Consider the following 17,256-nt stretch of genomic DNA (forward strand, 5'->3'; position numbering starts at 1 on the left):
CTATTCAAAAACAAACACTGTTTTAGTGGCACTTACGTCGTCAGGACAAGAAGTTGAAGAATGCTCGAACAGAACCATTTTTGCGATCAGCAAGGACTTGGTACCAGAAGCCAGAAATAGGATGTTTTCAATGTTGTTAGCATCCGAAGCATCAGATACCGACATAACCGTTTCATATATTAATTCCGGAGGCTGTGAGCCTTGGGATTCAAGTCCAAACGTATATAGAAAAATCGTAAGAATGACTAAATAGAAATAGGTACGACTATGAATAAATTAATCGCTGTATGCTTAGTATTATTATCGTTTAATGTTCATGCCTCAAGATATACGTGTTCAGGAAAAGTTATTGGAGTTAGCATCGATGCAAAATCAGGAGATGTCTTAGTTGAAAGAATCGGCCCTTTATCTTGGCCTCGTTTATGTAAAGTTGACAATGAGCACGACAATATTAGTGCAGAAGCATGTCGCACGATTTACTCAACATTGTTAACTGCGCAAACAACGAATAAAGAGGTGACACTTTGGTTTAACGATTCTAAAGATTGCTCTGAATCAAGCCATCAGCCATGGAAATGGCTAACTGGTTGGTACTTTGGCCCTAAGCTTGAGAATTAAAAACATTATGCGAAATTTATTTACTTTGTTATTAATATTGACAATTTTACCTATAAGCTTTGCATTAGCAAAAGATTCATATTCAGGAAAAATCCTTAGAATTCAGTCTGAAGGGATAGGAGACCCTTACAATACACTATATTTAGACCGCGATGTTATTAATTCTCCTTATAAAAGCAGTAACCAAAACAACCGTTTTACCATAGTAAACAAAGCTCAACAAAGTACAGCTCTAGCAGCACTAATGGCTGATAAGAGTATTACAATCATGACCACAGGGGTTTGTAATGCGGCTGACATTGAAACACTAAATTACATAATGATTTATGCTGACAAATAATATTGAGAAATTTTAAATGCGAATAATTACTTTTATCTTTCTTCTCTCAGCTAGTTTCTGTGCCTTTTCAAGCAGTCAAACGGGAAAAGTTACACATATTTTAGTTCGAGATGATGGATTACATTGGTTTTATATTGAAGGAGAAAGAACTGAGAAACCACAGTGTGCTAAGAATAATTACTGGATGATAAAAGATGAACACAGTGTGTATGGTAAATCTCAATTCAGCTTATTGTTGTCTGCATACATGTCAGATTCAAAAGTAGTTATCACTGGAAAATCCTCATGTGAAAGATGGGGAGATGGTGAAACCATTGGTACAGTTCAACTTACAAAGAAATAAGGTGAAAAATGAGATTATTAAAGTTAGCAATATTAATGCTATTTTCTATATCCCCATTAACTTCCAATGCAAAATATTTCACTGCTTTAAACTCTGAAGGTGTCGAAATTACTAGAATTCATAATCATGCAAATGGAGGTTTAACATTATATATCTCCGGTTCAATAGTTAATCTTGATAACTGCACTGTTACAAGCCGAGTACACTTAAAGGGTGACTTGAAAGGCCATGACAACATGGTATCCGCAGCCTTAATGGCCTTTGCAACAGGAAAAAGAATAGGTTTGCACGCTTCAGGTTGTGAAATTATTCCATTTTGGGGGACCAGCGGTGGTCTTACACCAGTCATCAGTGATTTATGGGTACTAAATTAGAGTATCAGAACGAAATCGTTTCAGGTTATTTATGAAAAACTTACTATTTGTTATACTTTTTTTACCAACTTTATCCCATGCTGGGAATATATATTGTAAAGGAAAGATAAAAAACGTTTACGTAGAAGAAAATGGCAATGTGAACATTATGGGTGCATGGAGAGAGCATTGGACAAGGCTTTGTAATACCAATGATGACACTATTGTATGCTCACTCTGGGCATCCTATGCGGCCAATGCAGTGAAAGATAACCTTAATGTAACTATTATGTACAATGCCAATAATGGCGTTACATGTAACACCCTACCGACCTATGCAGACTCTCCACCTCCAAGATACTTTATGGTACATAACCCTGCGATTTAAAAAGTTATTTACCACTTCTAATTAATATTACTTGTTATTAATTAGAAGTGGCTTAATAAGCCCTATCTAATCTAGGTATACGCCGACTATGTTTCCCTGAGCATTACTTCCATTTATACAACCGTCATATCGAACTGAAACAGTTTTTTGCGCTAATTGTGCAGCCAAAAGAACAGAAAATATAGCATCATATTTAGGGTGACTTGGGCTTAAATAATACCTTGAACCAGAGCATCCATGTGATTTTAGATCTACATAAGTATTACCAGCGAAGTTATATACATGAAGATTTTTAGGGACTACTTTTGATACAACCCCTGCCGATGATAATGCATAAAATGACGTAAGTACTAAACCTATAGAAATTAATATATTTTTCATAATTTTCAACCTGTTTAAAAATAACAATACTCTAATATATTTTCTTAATCTATTGGATCAAATTGGTTAACAATACAGTATCCAACACCATTGTTCCTTCCTGAAGTGTATACTGTACCTGACTTTTTATTTGCAGCCCATACAGCAAGAACTACTGATATCATTGCAGTATTTTCTTGTCTGATAAGCATCCAACCTGAAGAGGACCCCTCACAATTATCAGGGGTCCCGCTGTCCATCATAATTAATATTCCATCCTGGATAGCTGTTAGATTTTTTATCTTGCCACTCAAATAATTGGGTCCAGAAGCTGCGAACGCAGGTAATGTAAAAATAAATAGTAATAAAATAATCTTTCTCAAACTAAGCCTCTCAAATGCGTTAAATTGATCATGGGCAATAATAACTAATCACTAATAAGAATAAAAACACCACTAACTAATAATGTGAAAGAATGCCATTCATAACGCTTAAATTGATCAGCAAACATTTAGTTCACTCATTTCAAACCATCTCTTGACCTCAACCAAACTTGAGGTTTTAGCCTTATCCGCACGATTCAAAATCAACAATGAAAAAGGAACCATTGTGTCCAAAATTGCGATTATTTATTTCTCTAAAACCGACGTTACAGGCCAGCTAGCTCGCGCGATTGCCGCTGGCGTTGAACAACAAGACATTGAGCAACAAGGTGAATTTGAAATTTTCTCTCACCGTATTGAAGGCAGTGAGATTATTGAAGGGCGTTTTGTGAACCCTAGCCTAATGGATGAACTTGCTGAGTGCGATGCGATTATCTTTGGCTCACCGACCTATATGGGCGGCGTAGCAGCGCAGTTTAAAGCATTTGCCGATGCAAGCAGTGAATCTTGGTATTACCAAAAATGGGCGGGTAAAATCGCGGCTGGCTTTACCAGTGGTGGGGCAATGAATGGCGATCAGTCAATGACGTTGCAGTACCTACAAACGCTCGCTAGTCAGCACGGTATGATGTGGGTCGGATTGGATAAGATCAGCAATTCTGGCGAGCAAAATCTGAACCGGTATGGTGTGCAAGGTGGCATTGTTGCTCAAGGCGGTGAAGACGGCCAGTTGCATGCCTCAGATGTTGCAACGGCGGAGTATCTTGGCAAACGAGTGGCAACGCTCGCTAATAAGCTCTCTACTCGCTAGCAATAAAAAGAAGCCTCGCTAGACACATCTTCGGGGCTTCTTATTTATCGCTTGTTTTAAGCGCTACTTCTTAATGTAGAGGTCTTTCGAGTAGATACGGCCCTCTACGTTGTTCTTGGCAAAACCACCAACCGTAGGACGAACCAAACGCGCTTGCATGTAGTAGTAAATCGGTGCGATTGGCATATCTGCCGCCAACAATTGCTCGGCTTGATCATAGAAACCTTGGCGCGCTTTCTCATCCGTTGCGGCCAATGCACTGTTCATCGCGTTGTCGTAGGCTTCACTGCTGTAACGCGCAAAGTTACCTGACGAACCAGAGCGCAGTAGACTCAAGAAGGTCGAAGCTTCGTTGTAATCTCCGCACCACGAGGCGCGCATCACATCGAAGTCCCCTTGTTTGCGAGCGACGAGATAAGACTTCCACTCTTGGTTTTCTAATTCAACTTTCGCGCCCAAGTTGTTCTTCAACATAGAAGCAATCGCCACTGCAATCGCTTTGTTCGATTCACTGGTGTTGTACAGCAATTTGAAATCCAGAGCCTTACCGTCACCGTATCCTGCTTCTTTCAGCAGCTCACGCGCCTTTTCATCACGCTGTTTCTGCGTCCATGTGCTGTATTCAGGCTGAGTCGCATCAAAGCCAGCCGTGTACTGGTGTGCGAACGTATAAGCAGGCAGATTACCTACTTGCGTGACACCATTCGTGATCACATCACGCATCATCGAATAAGACACGGCTTTTCGAACTCGTACATCATCGAAAGGAGGACGCGTGGTGTTAAACGCGTAGTAATATGTACAAAGTAGTGGAACCGCGGTATACGCTTGCTCGTAATCTTTCTTCAGCTTTTGCGCCATATGGGTTGGTACATCTGAGGTAATGTCCACTTCGCCCACCGCATAGCGATTGATCGATGCGTTTTGGTTCTCAAACGGAATGTATGTCACTTCAGTGAGATGAGTATCCGCGCTATCCCAATAGTTTGGGCTCTTTTTCAGTTCAATGCGCTCATTCACCACCCATTTATCCAGAACAAATGCACCGTTACCAACAAACTGCTGTGGGTCACTCCACGGCTTTTCGCTGTTCTCAACCGTTGCTTTGTGTACCGGCATCATCGAGGTGTGGCCTGTCATTGCGACAAAGTACGGCACCTTGCTATCAAGTTCGAAGCGCAGAGTATGTTTATCGACGGCGGTGATACCAAGAGCATCCAGTGGCTTTTTACCTTCTGCTACGTCAGCGATGTTTTTGATCTTAGTAAGTTTGAGATACCAAACATTGGGAGAAGCAGTTTTCGGATCCACTGCACGACGCAGTGAATAGACAAAATCATCCGCTGTCACAGGATCGCCGTTCGACCATTTGGCGTCTTTACGCAGATGGAACACAAAGGTTTGGTTGTCTTCGGTTTGCCAAGATTCCGCAACACCAGGAACGATATTGCCATCGCGGTCTTGAATGACTAATCCCTCAAACAAATCACGAATTACGTGCATCTCTGGTAAGCCTTCGGCTTTTGCAGGGTCTAGCGTCGCCGCTTCTGCATCGTTTGCTCGTACTAGGTGTTGTTCTGGTGCGAGTTGCACACCATCAGGCAAAGAATCAGCTAGAGCTGAAGCGGATAAAAATGGGGTCAATAAAGAGGAAACCAGCAACGCTGTTGAATGCTTTTTAAAATCCATATCGTTTTTCGTTCTCCTAACACGTCTTTTGAAGCAAGTACCACAATTCATCATACAAGCATTGACGAACTTTAAGTGTTCAGTTTATATCCGAGTAATCTCAAGATGCTAAGTTCAACGGCAGTGACTTGAGTTATAAATAGCTTGAGTGATGAATAGATACTACTCGAACAATCAGGAGATTACGGTGAGTCTAATTCCAAGAACGGAAAGAGCGGCATTTTTAATTACGCCAACATCATATGGAAAATCGGTACTGGGCGCGCCGTTGTTGTATTTCCCAGCACAAGTAGAAAGTAACTCGCGAGGCCTTATTCTCGCGGGGACACACGGCGACGAGACCGCCTCAATCGCCGGATTGTCGTGCGCGTTAAGAAGCTTGCCAGCAGAGTGTCTGAAACACGATGTGATTTTATCGATGAACCCAGACGCAAACCAACTGGGTACGCGAGCCAACGCCAATCAAGTCGATCTAAACCGTGCGTTTCCTACGCAGAATTGGACAGAGCACGGCACAGTCTATCGTTGGAGCTCGCATACACCAGTTCGAGACGTGAAAGTAAAAACGGGCAGCAAAGAACAGCTAGAGCCAGAAGTTGACGCACTAATTAGTTTGATTGAACTGCAAAGACCAAAATTTGTGGTCTCGTTTCATGAACCATTAGCATTTGTCGACGACCCTGCTCATTCTGATTTGGCCAAATGGCTCGGCAAGCAATTCAATCTACCTATCGTTGACGATGTTGATTACGAAACGCCAGGGTCTTTCGGAACTTGGTGTAATGAACGCCAGTTGCCTTGTATTACGGTGGAATTGCCCCCGATCTCGGCGGATCTCACGATCGAAAAGCATCTCGATGCGTTTATTGCTTTGTTGCAGCACGATCCAGATCTTTAACTTCTAGCGATACGAAGCGATCACGTAAGGATCTGCTTGATATCGGTACTGATATCACTGATCAACTGACGCGCGCTTTCGTCTCTTTGCTGCACCAAAATAATAAACAACAGATCCGTAATCACGTTTTGGGCCGTGCGTGAAGCAATGGAAGAGCTGCGGTGCTCTGTTTCATTGGCGATGGTATCAAACGTGATGTCCGCAATGTCTCTCAAGCGGCTTCTCCCCGGAGCTGACAAAGCAATCACCTTTGCTCCCTGCTCTTTCGCCGCTTCTGCAGCTACAAGAATCTCTTTTCGTTCTCCTGAAAAAGAAATCGCGATCTGCACATCTTGTGAAGAGAGCGTGCGCGCAACCGCAATTTGTACGTGACTGTCTTGTTCTGATAATGCGGTAATCCCAAGCTTGAGCAGCTTAAAACTCAAATCTTTTGCCGTAAGCGCAGAGCCGCCAATGCCCACCACTTGCACACGGCGCGCTTCACTCAACCACTTCACCGCTTGATGACACGCCTCATAAGAGAGCGAATTGGTCGTTTGGAACATAGCATCGGTTTTCGCTTTAACCAGTTTTTGCGAAATCACCGCAATCGGGTCATCCGCCAGAATGTCACTGTGTAGCGGGGTGGATTGCATCGCTTGCTTACGGCCAATCTCTTCGTTCAACGCCAACTTGAACTCGCTATAGCCTTTATAGCCAATTCTCTGGGTGAATTTGACGATGCTCGATTGGCTCACTTGCACTTGTACAGCAAGTTCTTGACTGGTCAATTGGGCGGCTTTTTCTGCATTTTCGACAATCCAATCGCCAACCAAACGACCACTTTGAGAGAGTTGAGTACGTCTTGCGACGATTTTATTGATAACGGACACGACAAAATTCCAAAAACTTTAAATAAATTATTCCAAAACAGAAATAATCACACTTTTGTTTAACTGCCTGATTAACTTAATAACCCTTGTTTCTACGTAGGTTATCTCATCAGTATTCTCGGTCATTATTCCAAATTTTCACTGAACAAAGAATAACCTCAAGTGTGATTTTTATCACCAAACCTGAATATTTTATTCCATAGAATCGCCCTCAGATTGAACATTTACGAAGAGTACAAAACATGAAAATTGATTTAAGCCGATTGGTGACAGAAAGCCGCAATTCAGCGAGCGCAGAGATCGATACGCTTTCTACCATCGAGATGCTGCAAGTCATTAACCAAGAGGATCAGAAAGTCGCTTTAGCGGTGCAAGCCGTATTGCCACAAATCGCGCAAACCGTCGATGCCATTACTGCAGCGTTCGCCAATGGTGGCCGTTTGATTTACATGGGCGCAGGTACATCTGGCCGCCTTGGTATTCTTGATGCGAGCGAATGCCCTCCAACTTATGGCACACACCCAGATATGGTTATTGGTTTAATTGCTGGTGGTCATCAAGCGATTTTGAAAGCGGTAGAAAACGCAGAAGACAACGCTCAAATGGGCCAAGACGATTTAAAAATGCTGAATCTGACTCAGCATGATGTTGTGGTTGGTATCGCTGCCAGTGGCCGTACGCCTTATGTTTTAGGTGGTTTGGAGTACGCAAAATCTGTCGGAGCAACAACGGCATCAATCGCATGTAACCCAGAATGTGCAATGGCAGAAGCGGCGGACATCGCCATTCTTCCGGTGGTGGGCGCAGAAGTAGTCACCGGCTCTTCACGCATGAAAGCAGGCACAGCACAAAAACTGGTGCTGAACATGCTGACTTCTGGCGCAATGATTCGCAGCGGCAAAGTGTTTGGCAATTTAATGGTGGATGTAGAAGCCACCAACGCCAAACTGATTCAGCGTCAAACTAACATTGTGATTGAAGCAACAGGCGCAACAAAAGAACAAGCAGAAAAAGCCCTTGAAGCGTGTGAGCGTCACTGTAAGACCGCCATTTTAATGATTCTGGCTGATTTGGATGCTGAGCAAGCCAAATCTCGCCTCGCCGAGCACAACGGTTTTATTCGTGCAGCACTAAATAATAACTAAATAGCCCTAGTCCTGAAGGATAGTCCCTATGGCCAAAATTACCTCTAACACAGTATCGCAATTGCTCGCCGCAGTGGGTGGCAGTAACAACGTAAGTAAGTGCGGTAACTGTATGACGCGTTTGCGTTTATCTCTCGCGAATAACAGCTTGGCGGACCAATCCGTCATTAAACAAATTCCCGGCGTAATGGGGGTGGTAGAAAGCGACGAGCAATTCCAGATCATTCTTGGTCCCGGTAAAGCTCAGCAAGCGGCCGATATGATGAATAAGTTGATCGACAGCTTAATCTCTGGTGACAGCGAAGAGCCTGACGCACCACAACAGGATCTTTCTGCTGTCGCTGCAGAGCAGAAAAAACAGATGAAGAGTAAGCAAACCAGTGCGGTTCAGCGTTTTCTGAGTAAGTTTGCCACCATTTTTACACCGCTGATTCCCGGCTTTATCGCTGCGGGTTTGCTGCTTGGTTTTGCCACGTTATTGGAACAAATCTTCGTGCTCGACCAAACGCCAAGCCAGTTTATGTTGGATTTGATTGCCTACATGAAAGTCTTTGGCAAAGGCCTGTTCGCGTTCTTGAGCATTCTAATTGGCTACAACGCTCAACAAGCTTTTGGTGGTTCAGGTGTCAATGGCGCCATACTCGCTTCGCTATTTGTGTTGGGTTACAACCCCGATGCAACGTCGGGCATTTATTCCGGAATGAATGAGTTCTTCGGTTTTGCGATTGATCCTCGTGGCAACATTATTGGCGTATTGATGGCAGCGATCATTGGTGCTCAGGTCGAGAAAAAAGTGCGTCAGTATATGCCTGACGATCTGGACATGATCTTGACCTCAGTTGTCACGCTTTTGATCATGGGTGCAGTAACGTTTTTGATCATCATGCCAATCGGTGGTGAGCTATTCAAAGGCATGTCTTGGTTGTTCCTAAACTTGAATGACAACCCATTAGGCGCAGCGATTTTGGCAGGTTTGTTCTTAATTTCCGTGGTATTTGGCATCCACCAAGGGTTTGTGCCAGTGTACTTTGCCCTGATGGAAGCACAAGGTTTTAACTCGCTGTTTCCTATCCTAGCGATGGCTGGTGGCGGTCAAGTGGGTGCATCTATGGCGCTGTACTTCAAAGCCAAGAAAGACGCCCTACTACGCACACAAGTAAAAGGCGCCATCATTCCAGGTCTACTTGGCATCGGTGAGCCACTGATTTACGGCGTAACGCTACCGCGCGTTAAACCGTTCGTCACCGCTTGTATTGGTGGCGCAGCGGGTGGCTTCTTTATCGGCTTAGTCTCTTACCTTGGCCTGCCTGTCGGTCTAAACACAGTCTTCGGCCCATCTGGTATCGTTGCAATTCCGCTGATGACCTCAGCTAGCGGCATCTTTGCCGGCATGATGGTGTTCATTGGTGGCCTACTTATCTCTTACATCGTTGGCTTCCTCGCTACCTACTTCTTTGGCTGCAAAGACGTTGATTTAAGCTAAATCATTCTAACCCCTATAGGAATGGACTAGCTCGCGTCCTTGAGCTTTCAAGGGCGCACCCTCTCTCTACTTCTCACGACATTGATTTTATTCCGTTATTCGGAAGGGGCTTTGTCGTGCTTAAAAACAATAGAAACGAAAAGGTCGTTCACATGAAAAAGCACATTTTAACTCTACTTCTCCCTACTCTAATGGCATCGAACGCAGCGATGGCCGCTCAACTTTACCAAGCAGAAGACGGGTCGGTTTTGAACATTTACTCTCGTCTTGGCTTTAACGTCACCAATAAAAATGATGAACACGGTGATGCCAATGGTGAATTTGATGGCCGTATTGGTTTAAATGGCTCACAAACCATCAACGAACACGCCTCTGTCATTGGCCAAGCGCAATACCAAGTAGGTGCAGCCGAATACGCCAACCAAGTGAACGACAAGCCTTCTCTCACAGCACGTTACGTTTGGGCTGGTATTGATGCACAAGATTACGGTCGAATCACAGGTGGTCGTGTTGCGTCAGGATTAATCATGTTCACCGACATTGGTGATGTGTTCGCGTCATCAGACGTATCTATGGCACGCCAAGCAAATAAAGTGGATAAAACCGCGACACAAGTTTTCCGTCAAGACGGTACGCTGCAATACCAAAACCGCATTGGTAACTTCGACGCATCGGTGGCTTACATTATTGGTAACAGCACCTCTGAACTCGACTACGGCTACAACGCAGCATTACGTTACACCCTAGAAATGGGCGATTTAGGCACACTAGCTCCTGTAGTTGCAATGCAAAAGAGCAAGGGCGATGCGCGTGAAAATAACGATACCGATTACACCTTCTGGGGTGCAGGTACGCGTTACTACTTGGGTGATTTGATGTTAGGTGCGCTTTACTCAGAAGATGAGCTAGAAGGTTACTTCTCTGAAACCAGTACCGATAAAGTCATGGAGCTGACCGCAGTTTACAGTGTAAATGACAAATGGGCGCTACGTGCAGGTTACCGCTCTCTAGAAAACAGTGACGGCGACGAGCTTGAGCTTAAAGACACAACAGTTGAAGTGCAGTACAAACTGACCCCTCGCTCTTCTATCTACACCAGTTATGTTGACCGTAATGGCTCACGCGGTTACGACAACGCACAAGAAGTCTCGTTTGGTGGTGCACATGCAGATGAAAGCTACTACCACTTCGGGCTACGTTACGAGCTGTAAATGTCCATACACTCGTTTTAGTTAGCTAAGATTTCCTCCTCGATATTTTTCCTGCCTTTAAAATATCGAGGAGTGAAATCTTCCTTCTTTTCAGTTACTAGCCACTCTATGAGTTTCCTAATAGGCATTGCTGTCAATTATCATTACATGCATGTTTACTTTTTCATCATTAAGCAAAGTACTCTCTCATCAATTAATCATCACTGAATCAATATGAGAGCCTTATGCCTGTAAAATTTTGCTCACACTGCAACAAACCGACTGAACACAAACGCGTGATGAAACGCATCAACACTCAACCTGAAAACATCAACGGCAAAACAGCCCGTTTGATGGTGTTGGTATCACGCTGTTTTACCGGTAACCACTATCACGAGTTAACGCCTCAATTCTACTGCCGTACTTGTAATCAACACTTTCAAGGAACAGCAGAGATTAAAGACCTGCACGCTCAAGACAGCCTGTCAGTTTAAAATGATTGCTGTTTGAAATGCTCAATAAACGCCTGCGTTCGCTTTGGTAAATGCTCACGTTTAGGATAAAGAATATAGAGCGGTAGGATCGCATCCGTTTGCCATTCAGGGAGTAACGGCACGAGTTGCGATCGCTCTTCACCGCTGAGTTTCTCCAATGCGAATTCATCCAACATTGCAACGCCGCATCCCGCAAGAGTGGCCTCAAGCATGGATTGAACCAAATTAAAGCTGAGTACACTTTGCAAAGCCACTGACATTTTTTGTTTGGTTTCCATATGATGGAAGTGCCACGTATCGAGGTTTAACACTTCATTTCGATACACAATATGGTCAAGCTGATAAAGATCTTCCGGCGTAGCTATGCTTGGTTTGTTAGACAAGTACGCTTTATGTGCGAACGGTTTACAGTGTAAAGAGCGCAGATGGTGGCCAATATAGCCCTCGGGTGGATTGTTCGTGAAGAAAAACGCCACATCAAAGCCAGACTCAATAAGATCCAAAGGCGTTTCTGAAAAGATCACTTCGAACGTCACTTCAGGATATAACTGGCGAAACTCGATCAAGGCTCGGTTCAATAACGCTGCCCCAAATGACGCCGACGCCGCGATGCGTAAATGTCCGGCGACTCGATCACTTTCCATCACTTGTTCATTAATCTGCTCTGCCCCATCCATCAAGCCCTTCACTTGCTGATAAAAGCGCAACCCATCGTAAGTTAGATTAAATTGCCTTGTTGTACGTTGAATCAACTGTACTGACAGAATCTCTTCTAACTGCCTCAATTGACGGCTCGCGTGCGCGTTTGAGCAACGCAGTTTTTTCGCTGCACCGGCAATACTCTTCTCTTCACATAGAGCGATGTACATCGGCACGTAGCTTAGCCACTTTATTTCCATATGGTAATTATGAATCTCTAAAAACAATCTACTGGAAATAATAGAAAGGCTCTACACTGCTTACAACTTAAAATTTGAACGGAGAATCACGAATGAACGCATTCGATACTTGGTTAAAAGGGCAAGTGATCAAAGACCATGTCACTAACCCGAATATCGAGGTGGGAGATTACAGTTATTACTCAGGGTTTTATCACGGTAAAAAATTTGAAGATCAATCGGTTCGTTATTTGATGGGCGACAGCGTTACCCAACAAGAGTGGCAAGAGGGTGCTTATGGCGAAGTGGACAAACTGATCATTGGCAAGTTCTGTTCAATCGCTTCTGGCGCGACCTTTATGATGGCAGGCAATCAAGGCCATCGGGTAGATTGGATTTCTACCTTTCCATTTTCTCCTGAAGAGTTTGGAGAGGATATACAAAGCGGCTTTGAACGTGCAGGTGATACTGTTGTGGGTAATGATGTGTGGATTGGCAGCGAAGCGATGATCATGCCGGGCGTGAAAATTGGAGATGGTGCCGTGATTGGTGCGCGCTCAGTCATCACAAAAGATGTTCCGCCCTACTCGATTGTTGTTGGTCACAATCATATTGTTCGCCAGCGCTTTGACGACGAATGTGTCGCTATGTTGTTGGAAATCAAATGGTGGGATTGGCCCATTAACCATATTAAACAAGCAATGAAGATCATGTGCAGCAGTGATGTACGTGCACTTGGTGCTTACTACCAAGAACACATTGCCTAACGTTTAAAAACAAAAGCCCGTGTACCTCTCAATACACGGGCTTTTTCATTCTTCCAATTAAAGAATTAAATCGCGACGACGTCTTCTTCCTCTAAATTTGCCGCCACTTTGATTTCGTATTGGTTAAAGCTAAACACACAACCGCCATGGGTGCGTTTGGTTGTCACCTGTTCGTCTCCAAATTGCACTGTAACGCGCGTAAACACGCGATCTTTGGCTTCGACGATATTCTCTTCTAGCGAGACTTCAAACTCTTGCTCAGTGTGTTCTAGCTTCTGTTTAACTTCTTCAAGGCGAGTATTGTTTTGCGCTTTCATTACTTCGATTTGAGCTTGTTCTTCATCAGTACGCTCTGCTTTAGGACGCTTCTTAAATTCAAGTTCCTTACGAATCACATCCATCGTGCCTTCTTGGGCAGATTTGTATTCTTCTTTTAAGCTGGCAATGCGCTCTTTGTACAAGGCGTAATTAGCAAAAGCTTCGACCTTAGTTGCAGTATCGCCTTCTACACCAAGTTGCGAACAAAGCACCTTACCTCCTACTTTGGCATCACCACCGCTTAAAGTGCCGTTTTTACCGCTGGCATCAAGTACCGTCAGGTTGCGTCCACACTCAATGTCGTTATTCATGCTGTGCACAGCGAGCTCTATATCCTCGCAAGATTGCAATTCACAATATTGGGCGTAACTAGCACGAATCGATGTTTTGGTTCGAACATGGCAGCTTTTCGGCTGACCATCACTGACAGTGTGGCCAATAATGCCTTTCGCCACTTGGATATCCCCCTCAGCTTGCACGTCCGCAGATTCAATAAAGCCACCAACGGTAATAGAGCCTGTCGCTTTGACGATCATGCCAGATTCAATGTTGCCACCAATGATGACATTGCCTTTAAACTTAACGTGCCCGGTATTTACGCCCACACTGTTCAGACACAGCGCATTATCGACCTCGATGGTTTTATCTTTGATGAGAGGCGTACCAGATACAGAAGCAATCAGAAGATTAGGATCGGCTTTGCTGATTTCTGTTCCTTTGCCCGGTTTGATAGGGCTGTCTTTGCCTGCTTGAGGAGGAATTACGCGTCCTTGCACAGTAAAACCTGGAATACCCTTGGTTGCAGGCGTTCGACGCATAACCTCGTCGCCAATATCAACAGCAATGGTTTCACCCAGGTTGCGTAAATCAATCTTGTCGCTGGTCGACTGACCTTCTTTCGGTTTGAGGATGCGTTTGGTGATGTCTTTGACGAGGGGCGTAAAGATGGCGTCTTTACCTTTGACAGGTTGTTTGCCAACGGCGACAGGTTGAGTAAAGGTTTCTCCGGGTTTGAGTTGACTGCTGACGACCATAACTTTTTTAAGTGCCAACTTATTGATGCCTTTCGATACTCTCGCATGAGCCAGTGCTTGAACGATTTCAGGACCACGCAAACCTCGGCCCCCATAAGCACCTACTATGTTCATGCTAGCAAGCATGTCGTTGTTCGACAGTTCAACTTCTACCTGAGCATTCTTAATCTGTGCGACGACGATGCCTTCGTATGCTTCAGCTTTACGCTCACGAGCACAGTTAATGAATCGAACCACTTCAGCGTCATCAACAAACGCCTGACTGGCACTCATTGCTTGAAGCTGCTCGGGCAACTCCTTTTGATTTAGCTCACCTCCGAGTTCAATATCTCCCGGTAGGCGGGCAAAAATCCTCGTTTTGTCTTCCGACCATTCAAGGCATATCTTCCACATAACCAATCCATCTGCTACCCATCACCCAATTCAGTCTAACCAAAATCATTTTCTGAACAAACCTCTCAATTCTCAGAATCAGGCTCACATCACTAAAGGAAGCCCCGCGACTTATGAGCTAGAGATAAGCTTACTTAGAATTTCTAAATCCGATTTAGATTCATTTTTTACGTTGCGCTCTCCCTACTTCACCAAAGCATCACGACCTGTATTTGAATAGATGGTGAAGCATCCCTAATGGGTAATCTAACTTTAAGGGAAGTTTATTATTTAGCTCATTTTATATATAGCTAATAAGATAAGACTTCCGTTTACAGTGTAAATTGAGATTGGCCTTACATCTCAACCGTCAGCCTTAGCAAAAGACCAAATAAAAAAGGAGAGGATTTACAGTGTAAACCCTCTCCTCCGGTTAGCCACTTTTACAGTGTAAATTGCTTGTTCTGTTTACACTGTAAATTTAGCTATCAAAACTTGTAGCTCTTTTCTTATCTGCGCTTCAACTTGCTTACGTCCCGGCAGGCCATATTGCTTAGCGCACTCACTCCATTCTTTGTTTAAGAATAATTTACTGATCATCAAGTCAGACACGTCAGCCAAACCACATTGCAATAACCATTGCTGAATCCAAACAGAGACCGATTCGAAGTTGTTCCCACCTTGAGCATAACTCTCTATAAGAGTGCGCTTCGTTAAATGGGACTGGCACGTAGATGCCGAGGCAGGCAAGAGTGCACGAAGCAAACTTGGCTCTAACTTAGGATAAGTAGACGCCGCACTCAATGGCAGCAGTTCTTCGAACAGCGATTTAGCTTCGTTTATCCAACCTTGTTGAGAGCCACACTGACGAACCATCAACAACGAGTAACACCCACTTGCCGCATCTCGCATACTTCCAAGACGAATGGATTCAAAACCAGATTGCTTCCAAAACGTAATCAGTTCTTCTGTTGCTCCAAAGCTGGTGGACAAATATGAGATATGTGGTGGCGTAGTTTGTTCCAACTGCTTTAACATTTGTTGGCCAATACCCTGCCCTTGCAAATCTGGATGCACCGCAATTCGCATGACTCGCAAAGTAGAAAGCGCACCCACATCAGCGTAACCAAGTTGATTGATAATAGTCACTGGTGTCAGGTGCCCTTTCGGACGACGTTTCCCAAGCTGAATATCTTTAACGAGATTCGAATCGAGGTTACCCTCCTCCACAGTTAACATCACCCCGACGATTTCGTTGTTATTCCGAGCTACGTAGATCTGGCAATGTTCATCTTGCAAAAGATGCAGCAAATCATTCGGTGAGGTTTGATAGTGCGCATTCACGAGCAACGCAAAGCACGTTTTCAATACGGAAGGATTAGAAATCAACGCTGACTTACGGAGGTTGATTAATGAAATATCGCCAAGCTCTGTAGGCTGACTCGGAGTGAGTTCTGCATCCAGTAAAAATGCTTGGTAGAGCCACGCTTCTAAATTATCGTTTGTCGCCCATCGAATAGGTTGTTGAAGATGACAAAGTTTCATTCCTGGTCTTTGCTTTTGTAGCCAATCGACAAACTTAAGCGTAAAGCCACGGCCACAACCTTCATAACCATGAATGGTGGTTGAAAACACGAGACGATGATATTGCTCAGTAATCTGCTTAAGCATAGGAACCGGAATCGCGGCGGCTTCATCAACCAATAACAAGTCACACTCAGGTAAAGTAGAGAGTAATTCATCTGGTGCGATGAACTGAATGCAGCCCTGCCCCGCTTCCAATCGGTCTTTCTTAACGCGCTGTGCGGTTGATAGCAATCTCTGCGCGTGCTGATAAACAGGTTCAACCGCTTTGATGCTTGACGCTGTGACGAGAATTCGTAATGGCTTTTGCTCTAGAAGCTGCGCGCATGCAATGCCTAAGGCACTGGTTTTCCCTCGACCACGATCGGCAGTTAATACTAAAGGACGTTTACGATGCCCTGTCACTACTTTTTCGATAAAAGAAACCGCTTCAGTTTGCTCGCTAAACTGGTGCGCTTTTTCCGCTTTGATGAACGCTGGCAATGAAGGTAATGACAAATTCTCCTCAATCACGGTGAGTTGTTGCCATTGCGTTTGCATCCACAGTTCGGCTTCATCCGCGTTTTGTTTTTTATTGGCAACCACAATCAATAGTCCACCGCCGACAAGCGCGCCAAGAGCCGAAGTAAAACTGTTGGCATCAAGCTCTTTTCTCGCGTCAAACAGAAGAACGTCACACTCGCGACCGAGCAACATATTGCCTTGTTTTGCATTTACGCAGTGGGCATTTTCTAGTTGCCACTCCCCTACGCAAAACCAAGTCTGATTTTGTTGCTTTTGATGGAAGCCGGCAATCAAGGCATTTTGCCAATCGGCATCACCGTAAATCACCACGCCATTACGTTGAAAGGCTTTGTAAGATTGGAGCTGAAGCTGAGAAAGGAATTCAGATTGTGCGAGCATTACGTGTATCCAAGCATTGAACTAACGCCATGT

General features: G+C 44.3%; 20 protein-coding genes. 12 read left to right on the plus strand and 8 right to left on the minus strand.

Annotated elements, in window-relative coordinates; all coding sequences use genetic code 11:
- A complete protein-coding gene (locus A9237_RS27290) occupies positions 1 to 165 on the minus strand; it encodes a hypothetical protein (RefSeq protein WP_012130375.1) in 165 nt (54 codons plus the stop codon).
- Between the two features lie 102 nt (positions 166 to 267).
- Here A9237_RS27290 and A9237_RS26115 point away from each other — a divergent pair, with 102 nt between their 5' ends.
- Genes A9237_RS26115 through A9237_RS26135 form a run of 5 tightly spaced genes read left to right on the plus strand, consistent with a single transcriptional unit; the run spans position 268 to position 2,042 of the window.
- The gene (locus tag A9237_RS26115; protein WP_021018362.1) at positions 268 to 618 is read left to right on the plus strand and encodes a hypothetical protein; all 351 of its coding nucleotides are present in this window, start codon (positions 268 to 270) and stop codon (positions 616 to 618) included.
- A gap of 7 nt (positions 619 to 625) precedes the next feature.
- Positions 626 to 958 carry a hypothetical protein gene (locus tag A9237_RS26120; RefSeq protein WP_078610251.1) on the plus strand — a complete coding sequence of 111 codons (333 nt, stop codon included), beginning with the start codon at positions 626 to 628 and terminating at the stop codon, positions 956 to 958.
- Positions 959 to 974: 16 nt separating this feature from the next.
- Positions 975 to 1,301, plus strand: a complete 327-nt coding sequence (locus A9237_RS26125) for a hypothetical protein (RefSeq protein WP_031776506.1) — start codon at positions 975 to 977, stop codon at positions 1,299 to 1,301.
- Between the two features lie 8 nt (positions 1,302 to 1,309).
- On the plus strand, positions 1,310 to 1,675 hold the full coding sequence (locus A9237_RS26130) for a hypothetical protein (protein WP_061035162.1): 366 nt from the start codon (positions 1,310 to 1,312) through the stop codon (positions 1,673 to 1,675).
- A gap of 31 nt (positions 1,676 to 1,706) precedes the next feature.
- The gene (locus A9237_RS26135) at positions 1,707 to 2,042 is read left to right on the plus strand and encodes a hypothetical protein (protein WP_078610141.1); all 336 of its coding nucleotides are present in this window, start codon (positions 1,707 to 1,709) and stop codon (positions 2,040 to 2,042) included.
- A 66-nt stretch (positions 2,043 to 2,108) separates the two neighbouring features.
- On the opposite strand, the gene A9237_RS27295 is transcribed toward A9237_RS26135, so the two are convergent.
- Both A9237_RS27295 and A9237_RS26140 read right to left on the minus strand, forming a co-directional pair.
- The gene (locus A9237_RS27295; RefSeq protein ID WP_153303287.1) at positions 2,109 to 2,423 is read right to left on the minus strand and encodes a hypothetical protein; all 315 of its coding nucleotides are present in this window, start codon (positions 2,421 to 2,423) and stop codon (positions 2,109 to 2,111) included.
- Positions 2,424 to 2,467: 44 nt separating this feature from the next.
- Complete coding sequence (locus tag A9237_RS26140) at positions 2,468 to 2,785, minus strand: hypothetical protein (protein ID WP_078610142.1); 318 nt, start codon at positions 2,783 to 2,785, stop codon at positions 2,468 to 2,470.
- Positions 2,786 to 3,011: 226 nt separating this feature from the next.
- Between A9237_RS26140 and A9237_RS26145 the strand changes: the two genes are divergently transcribed.
- On the plus strand, positions 3,012 to 3,596 hold the full coding sequence (locus A9237_RS26145; protein WP_078610143.1) for a flavodoxin family protein: 585 nt from the start codon (positions 3,012 to 3,014) through the stop codon (positions 3,594 to 3,596).
- Between the two features lie 63 nt (positions 3,597 to 3,659).
- Here the strand turns inward: A9237_RS26145 and A9237_RS26150 are convergent, their stop codons facing one another.
- The gene (locus A9237_RS26150) at positions 3,660 to 5,285 is read right to left on the minus strand and encodes an ABC transporter substrate-binding protein (protein WP_078610144.1); all 1,626 of its coding nucleotides are present in this window, start codon (positions 5,283 to 5,285) and stop codon (positions 3,660 to 3,662) included.
- Between the two features lie 187 nt (positions 5,286 to 5,472).
- On the opposite strand from A9237_RS26150, the gene mpaA reads away from it, so the two are divergent.
- Complete coding sequence (gene mpaA / locus A9237_RS26155; RefSeq protein WP_153303288.1) at positions 5,473 to 6,183, plus strand: murein tripeptide amidase MpaA; 711 nt, start codon at positions 5,473 to 5,475, stop codon at positions 6,181 to 6,183.
- 20 nt (positions 6,184 to 6,203) lie between these two features.
- Here the strand turns inward: mpaA and A9237_RS26160 are convergent, their stop codons facing one another.
- The gene (locus A9237_RS26160) at positions 6,204 to 7,055 is read right to left on the minus strand and encodes an SIS domain-containing protein (RefSeq protein WP_078610146.1); all 852 of its coding nucleotides are present in this window, start codon (positions 7,053 to 7,055) and stop codon (positions 6,204 to 6,206) included.
- 242 nt (positions 7,056 to 7,297) lie between these two features.
- Here A9237_RS26160 and murQ point away from each other — a divergent pair, with 242 nt between their 5' ends.
- The 4 genes from murQ to A9237_RS26180 all read left to right on the plus strand — a co-directional run bounded on the left by murQ (position 7,298) and on the right by A9237_RS26180 (position 11,367).
- Complete coding sequence (gene murQ, locus A9237_RS26165) at positions 7,298 to 8,200, plus strand: N-acetylmuramic acid 6-phosphate etherase (protein ID WP_078610147.1); 903 nt, start codon at positions 7,298 to 7,300, stop codon at positions 8,198 to 8,200.
- Between the two features lie 28 nt (positions 8,201 to 8,228).
- Positions 8,229 to 9,683 carry a PTS N-acetylmuramic acid transporter subunit IIBC gene (gene murP, locus A9237_RS26170; protein WP_020197824.1) on the plus strand — a complete coding sequence of 485 codons (1,455 nt, stop codon included), beginning with the start codon at positions 8,229 to 8,231 and terminating at the stop codon, positions 9,681 to 9,683.
- A gap of 152 nt (positions 9,684 to 9,835) precedes the next feature.
- The gene (locus tag A9237_RS26175; protein WP_009706687.1) at positions 9,836 to 10,894 is read left to right on the plus strand and encodes a porin; all 1,059 of its coding nucleotides are present in this window, start codon (positions 9,836 to 9,838) and stop codon (positions 10,892 to 10,894) included.
- 224 nt (positions 10,895 to 11,118) lie between these two features.
- Positions 11,119 to 11,367: a hypothetical protein gene (locus tag A9237_RS26180; protein ID WP_078610148.1), complete on the plus strand. Its 249-nt coding sequence runs from the start codon at positions 11,119 to 11,121 to the stop codon at positions 11,365 to 11,367.
- Here A9237_RS26180 and A9237_RS26185 read toward each other — a convergent pair.
- Positions 11,364 to 12,266, minus strand: a complete 903-nt coding sequence (locus A9237_RS26185; RefSeq protein ID WP_078610149.1) for a LysR family transcriptional regulator — start codon at positions 12,264 to 12,266, stop codon at positions 11,364 to 11,366. The two genes, A9237_RS26180 and A9237_RS26185, sit on opposite strands and share 4 nt — an antisense overlap.
- 92 nt (positions 12,267 to 12,358) lie before the next feature.
- On the opposite strand from A9237_RS26185, the gene A9237_RS26190 reads away from it, so the two are divergent.
- Positions 12,359 to 13,012 carry a CatB-related O-acetyltransferase gene (locus tag A9237_RS26190; protein WP_078610150.1) on the plus strand — a complete coding sequence of 218 codons (654 nt, stop codon included), beginning with the start codon at positions 12,359 to 12,361 and terminating at the stop codon, positions 13,010 to 13,012.
- Positions 13,013 to 13,077: 65 nt separating this feature from the next.
- On the opposite strand, the gene A9237_RS26195 is transcribed toward A9237_RS26190, so the two are convergent.
- Both A9237_RS26195 and A9237_RS26200 read right to left on the minus strand, forming a co-directional pair.
- A complete protein-coding gene (locus A9237_RS26195) occupies positions 13,078 to 14,757 on the minus strand; it encodes a DUF342 domain-containing protein (RefSeq protein ID WP_078610151.1) in 1,680 nt (559 codons plus the stop codon).
- A gap of 447 nt (positions 14,758 to 15,204) precedes the next feature.
- Positions 15,205 to 17,223, minus strand: coding sequence for a GNAT family N-acetyltransferase (locus tag A9237_RS26200; RefSeq protein WP_078610152.1), 2,019 nt, complete (start codon positions 17,221 to 17,223; stop codon positions 15,205 to 15,207).
- Positions 17,224 to 17,256 lie beyond the last annotated feature (33 nt).

This window comes from Vibrio owensii (assembly GCF_002021755.1).
GTDB classification, from domain to species: Bacteria; Pseudomonadota; Gammaproteobacteria; order Enterobacterales; family Vibrionaceae; genus Vibrio; species Vibrio owensii.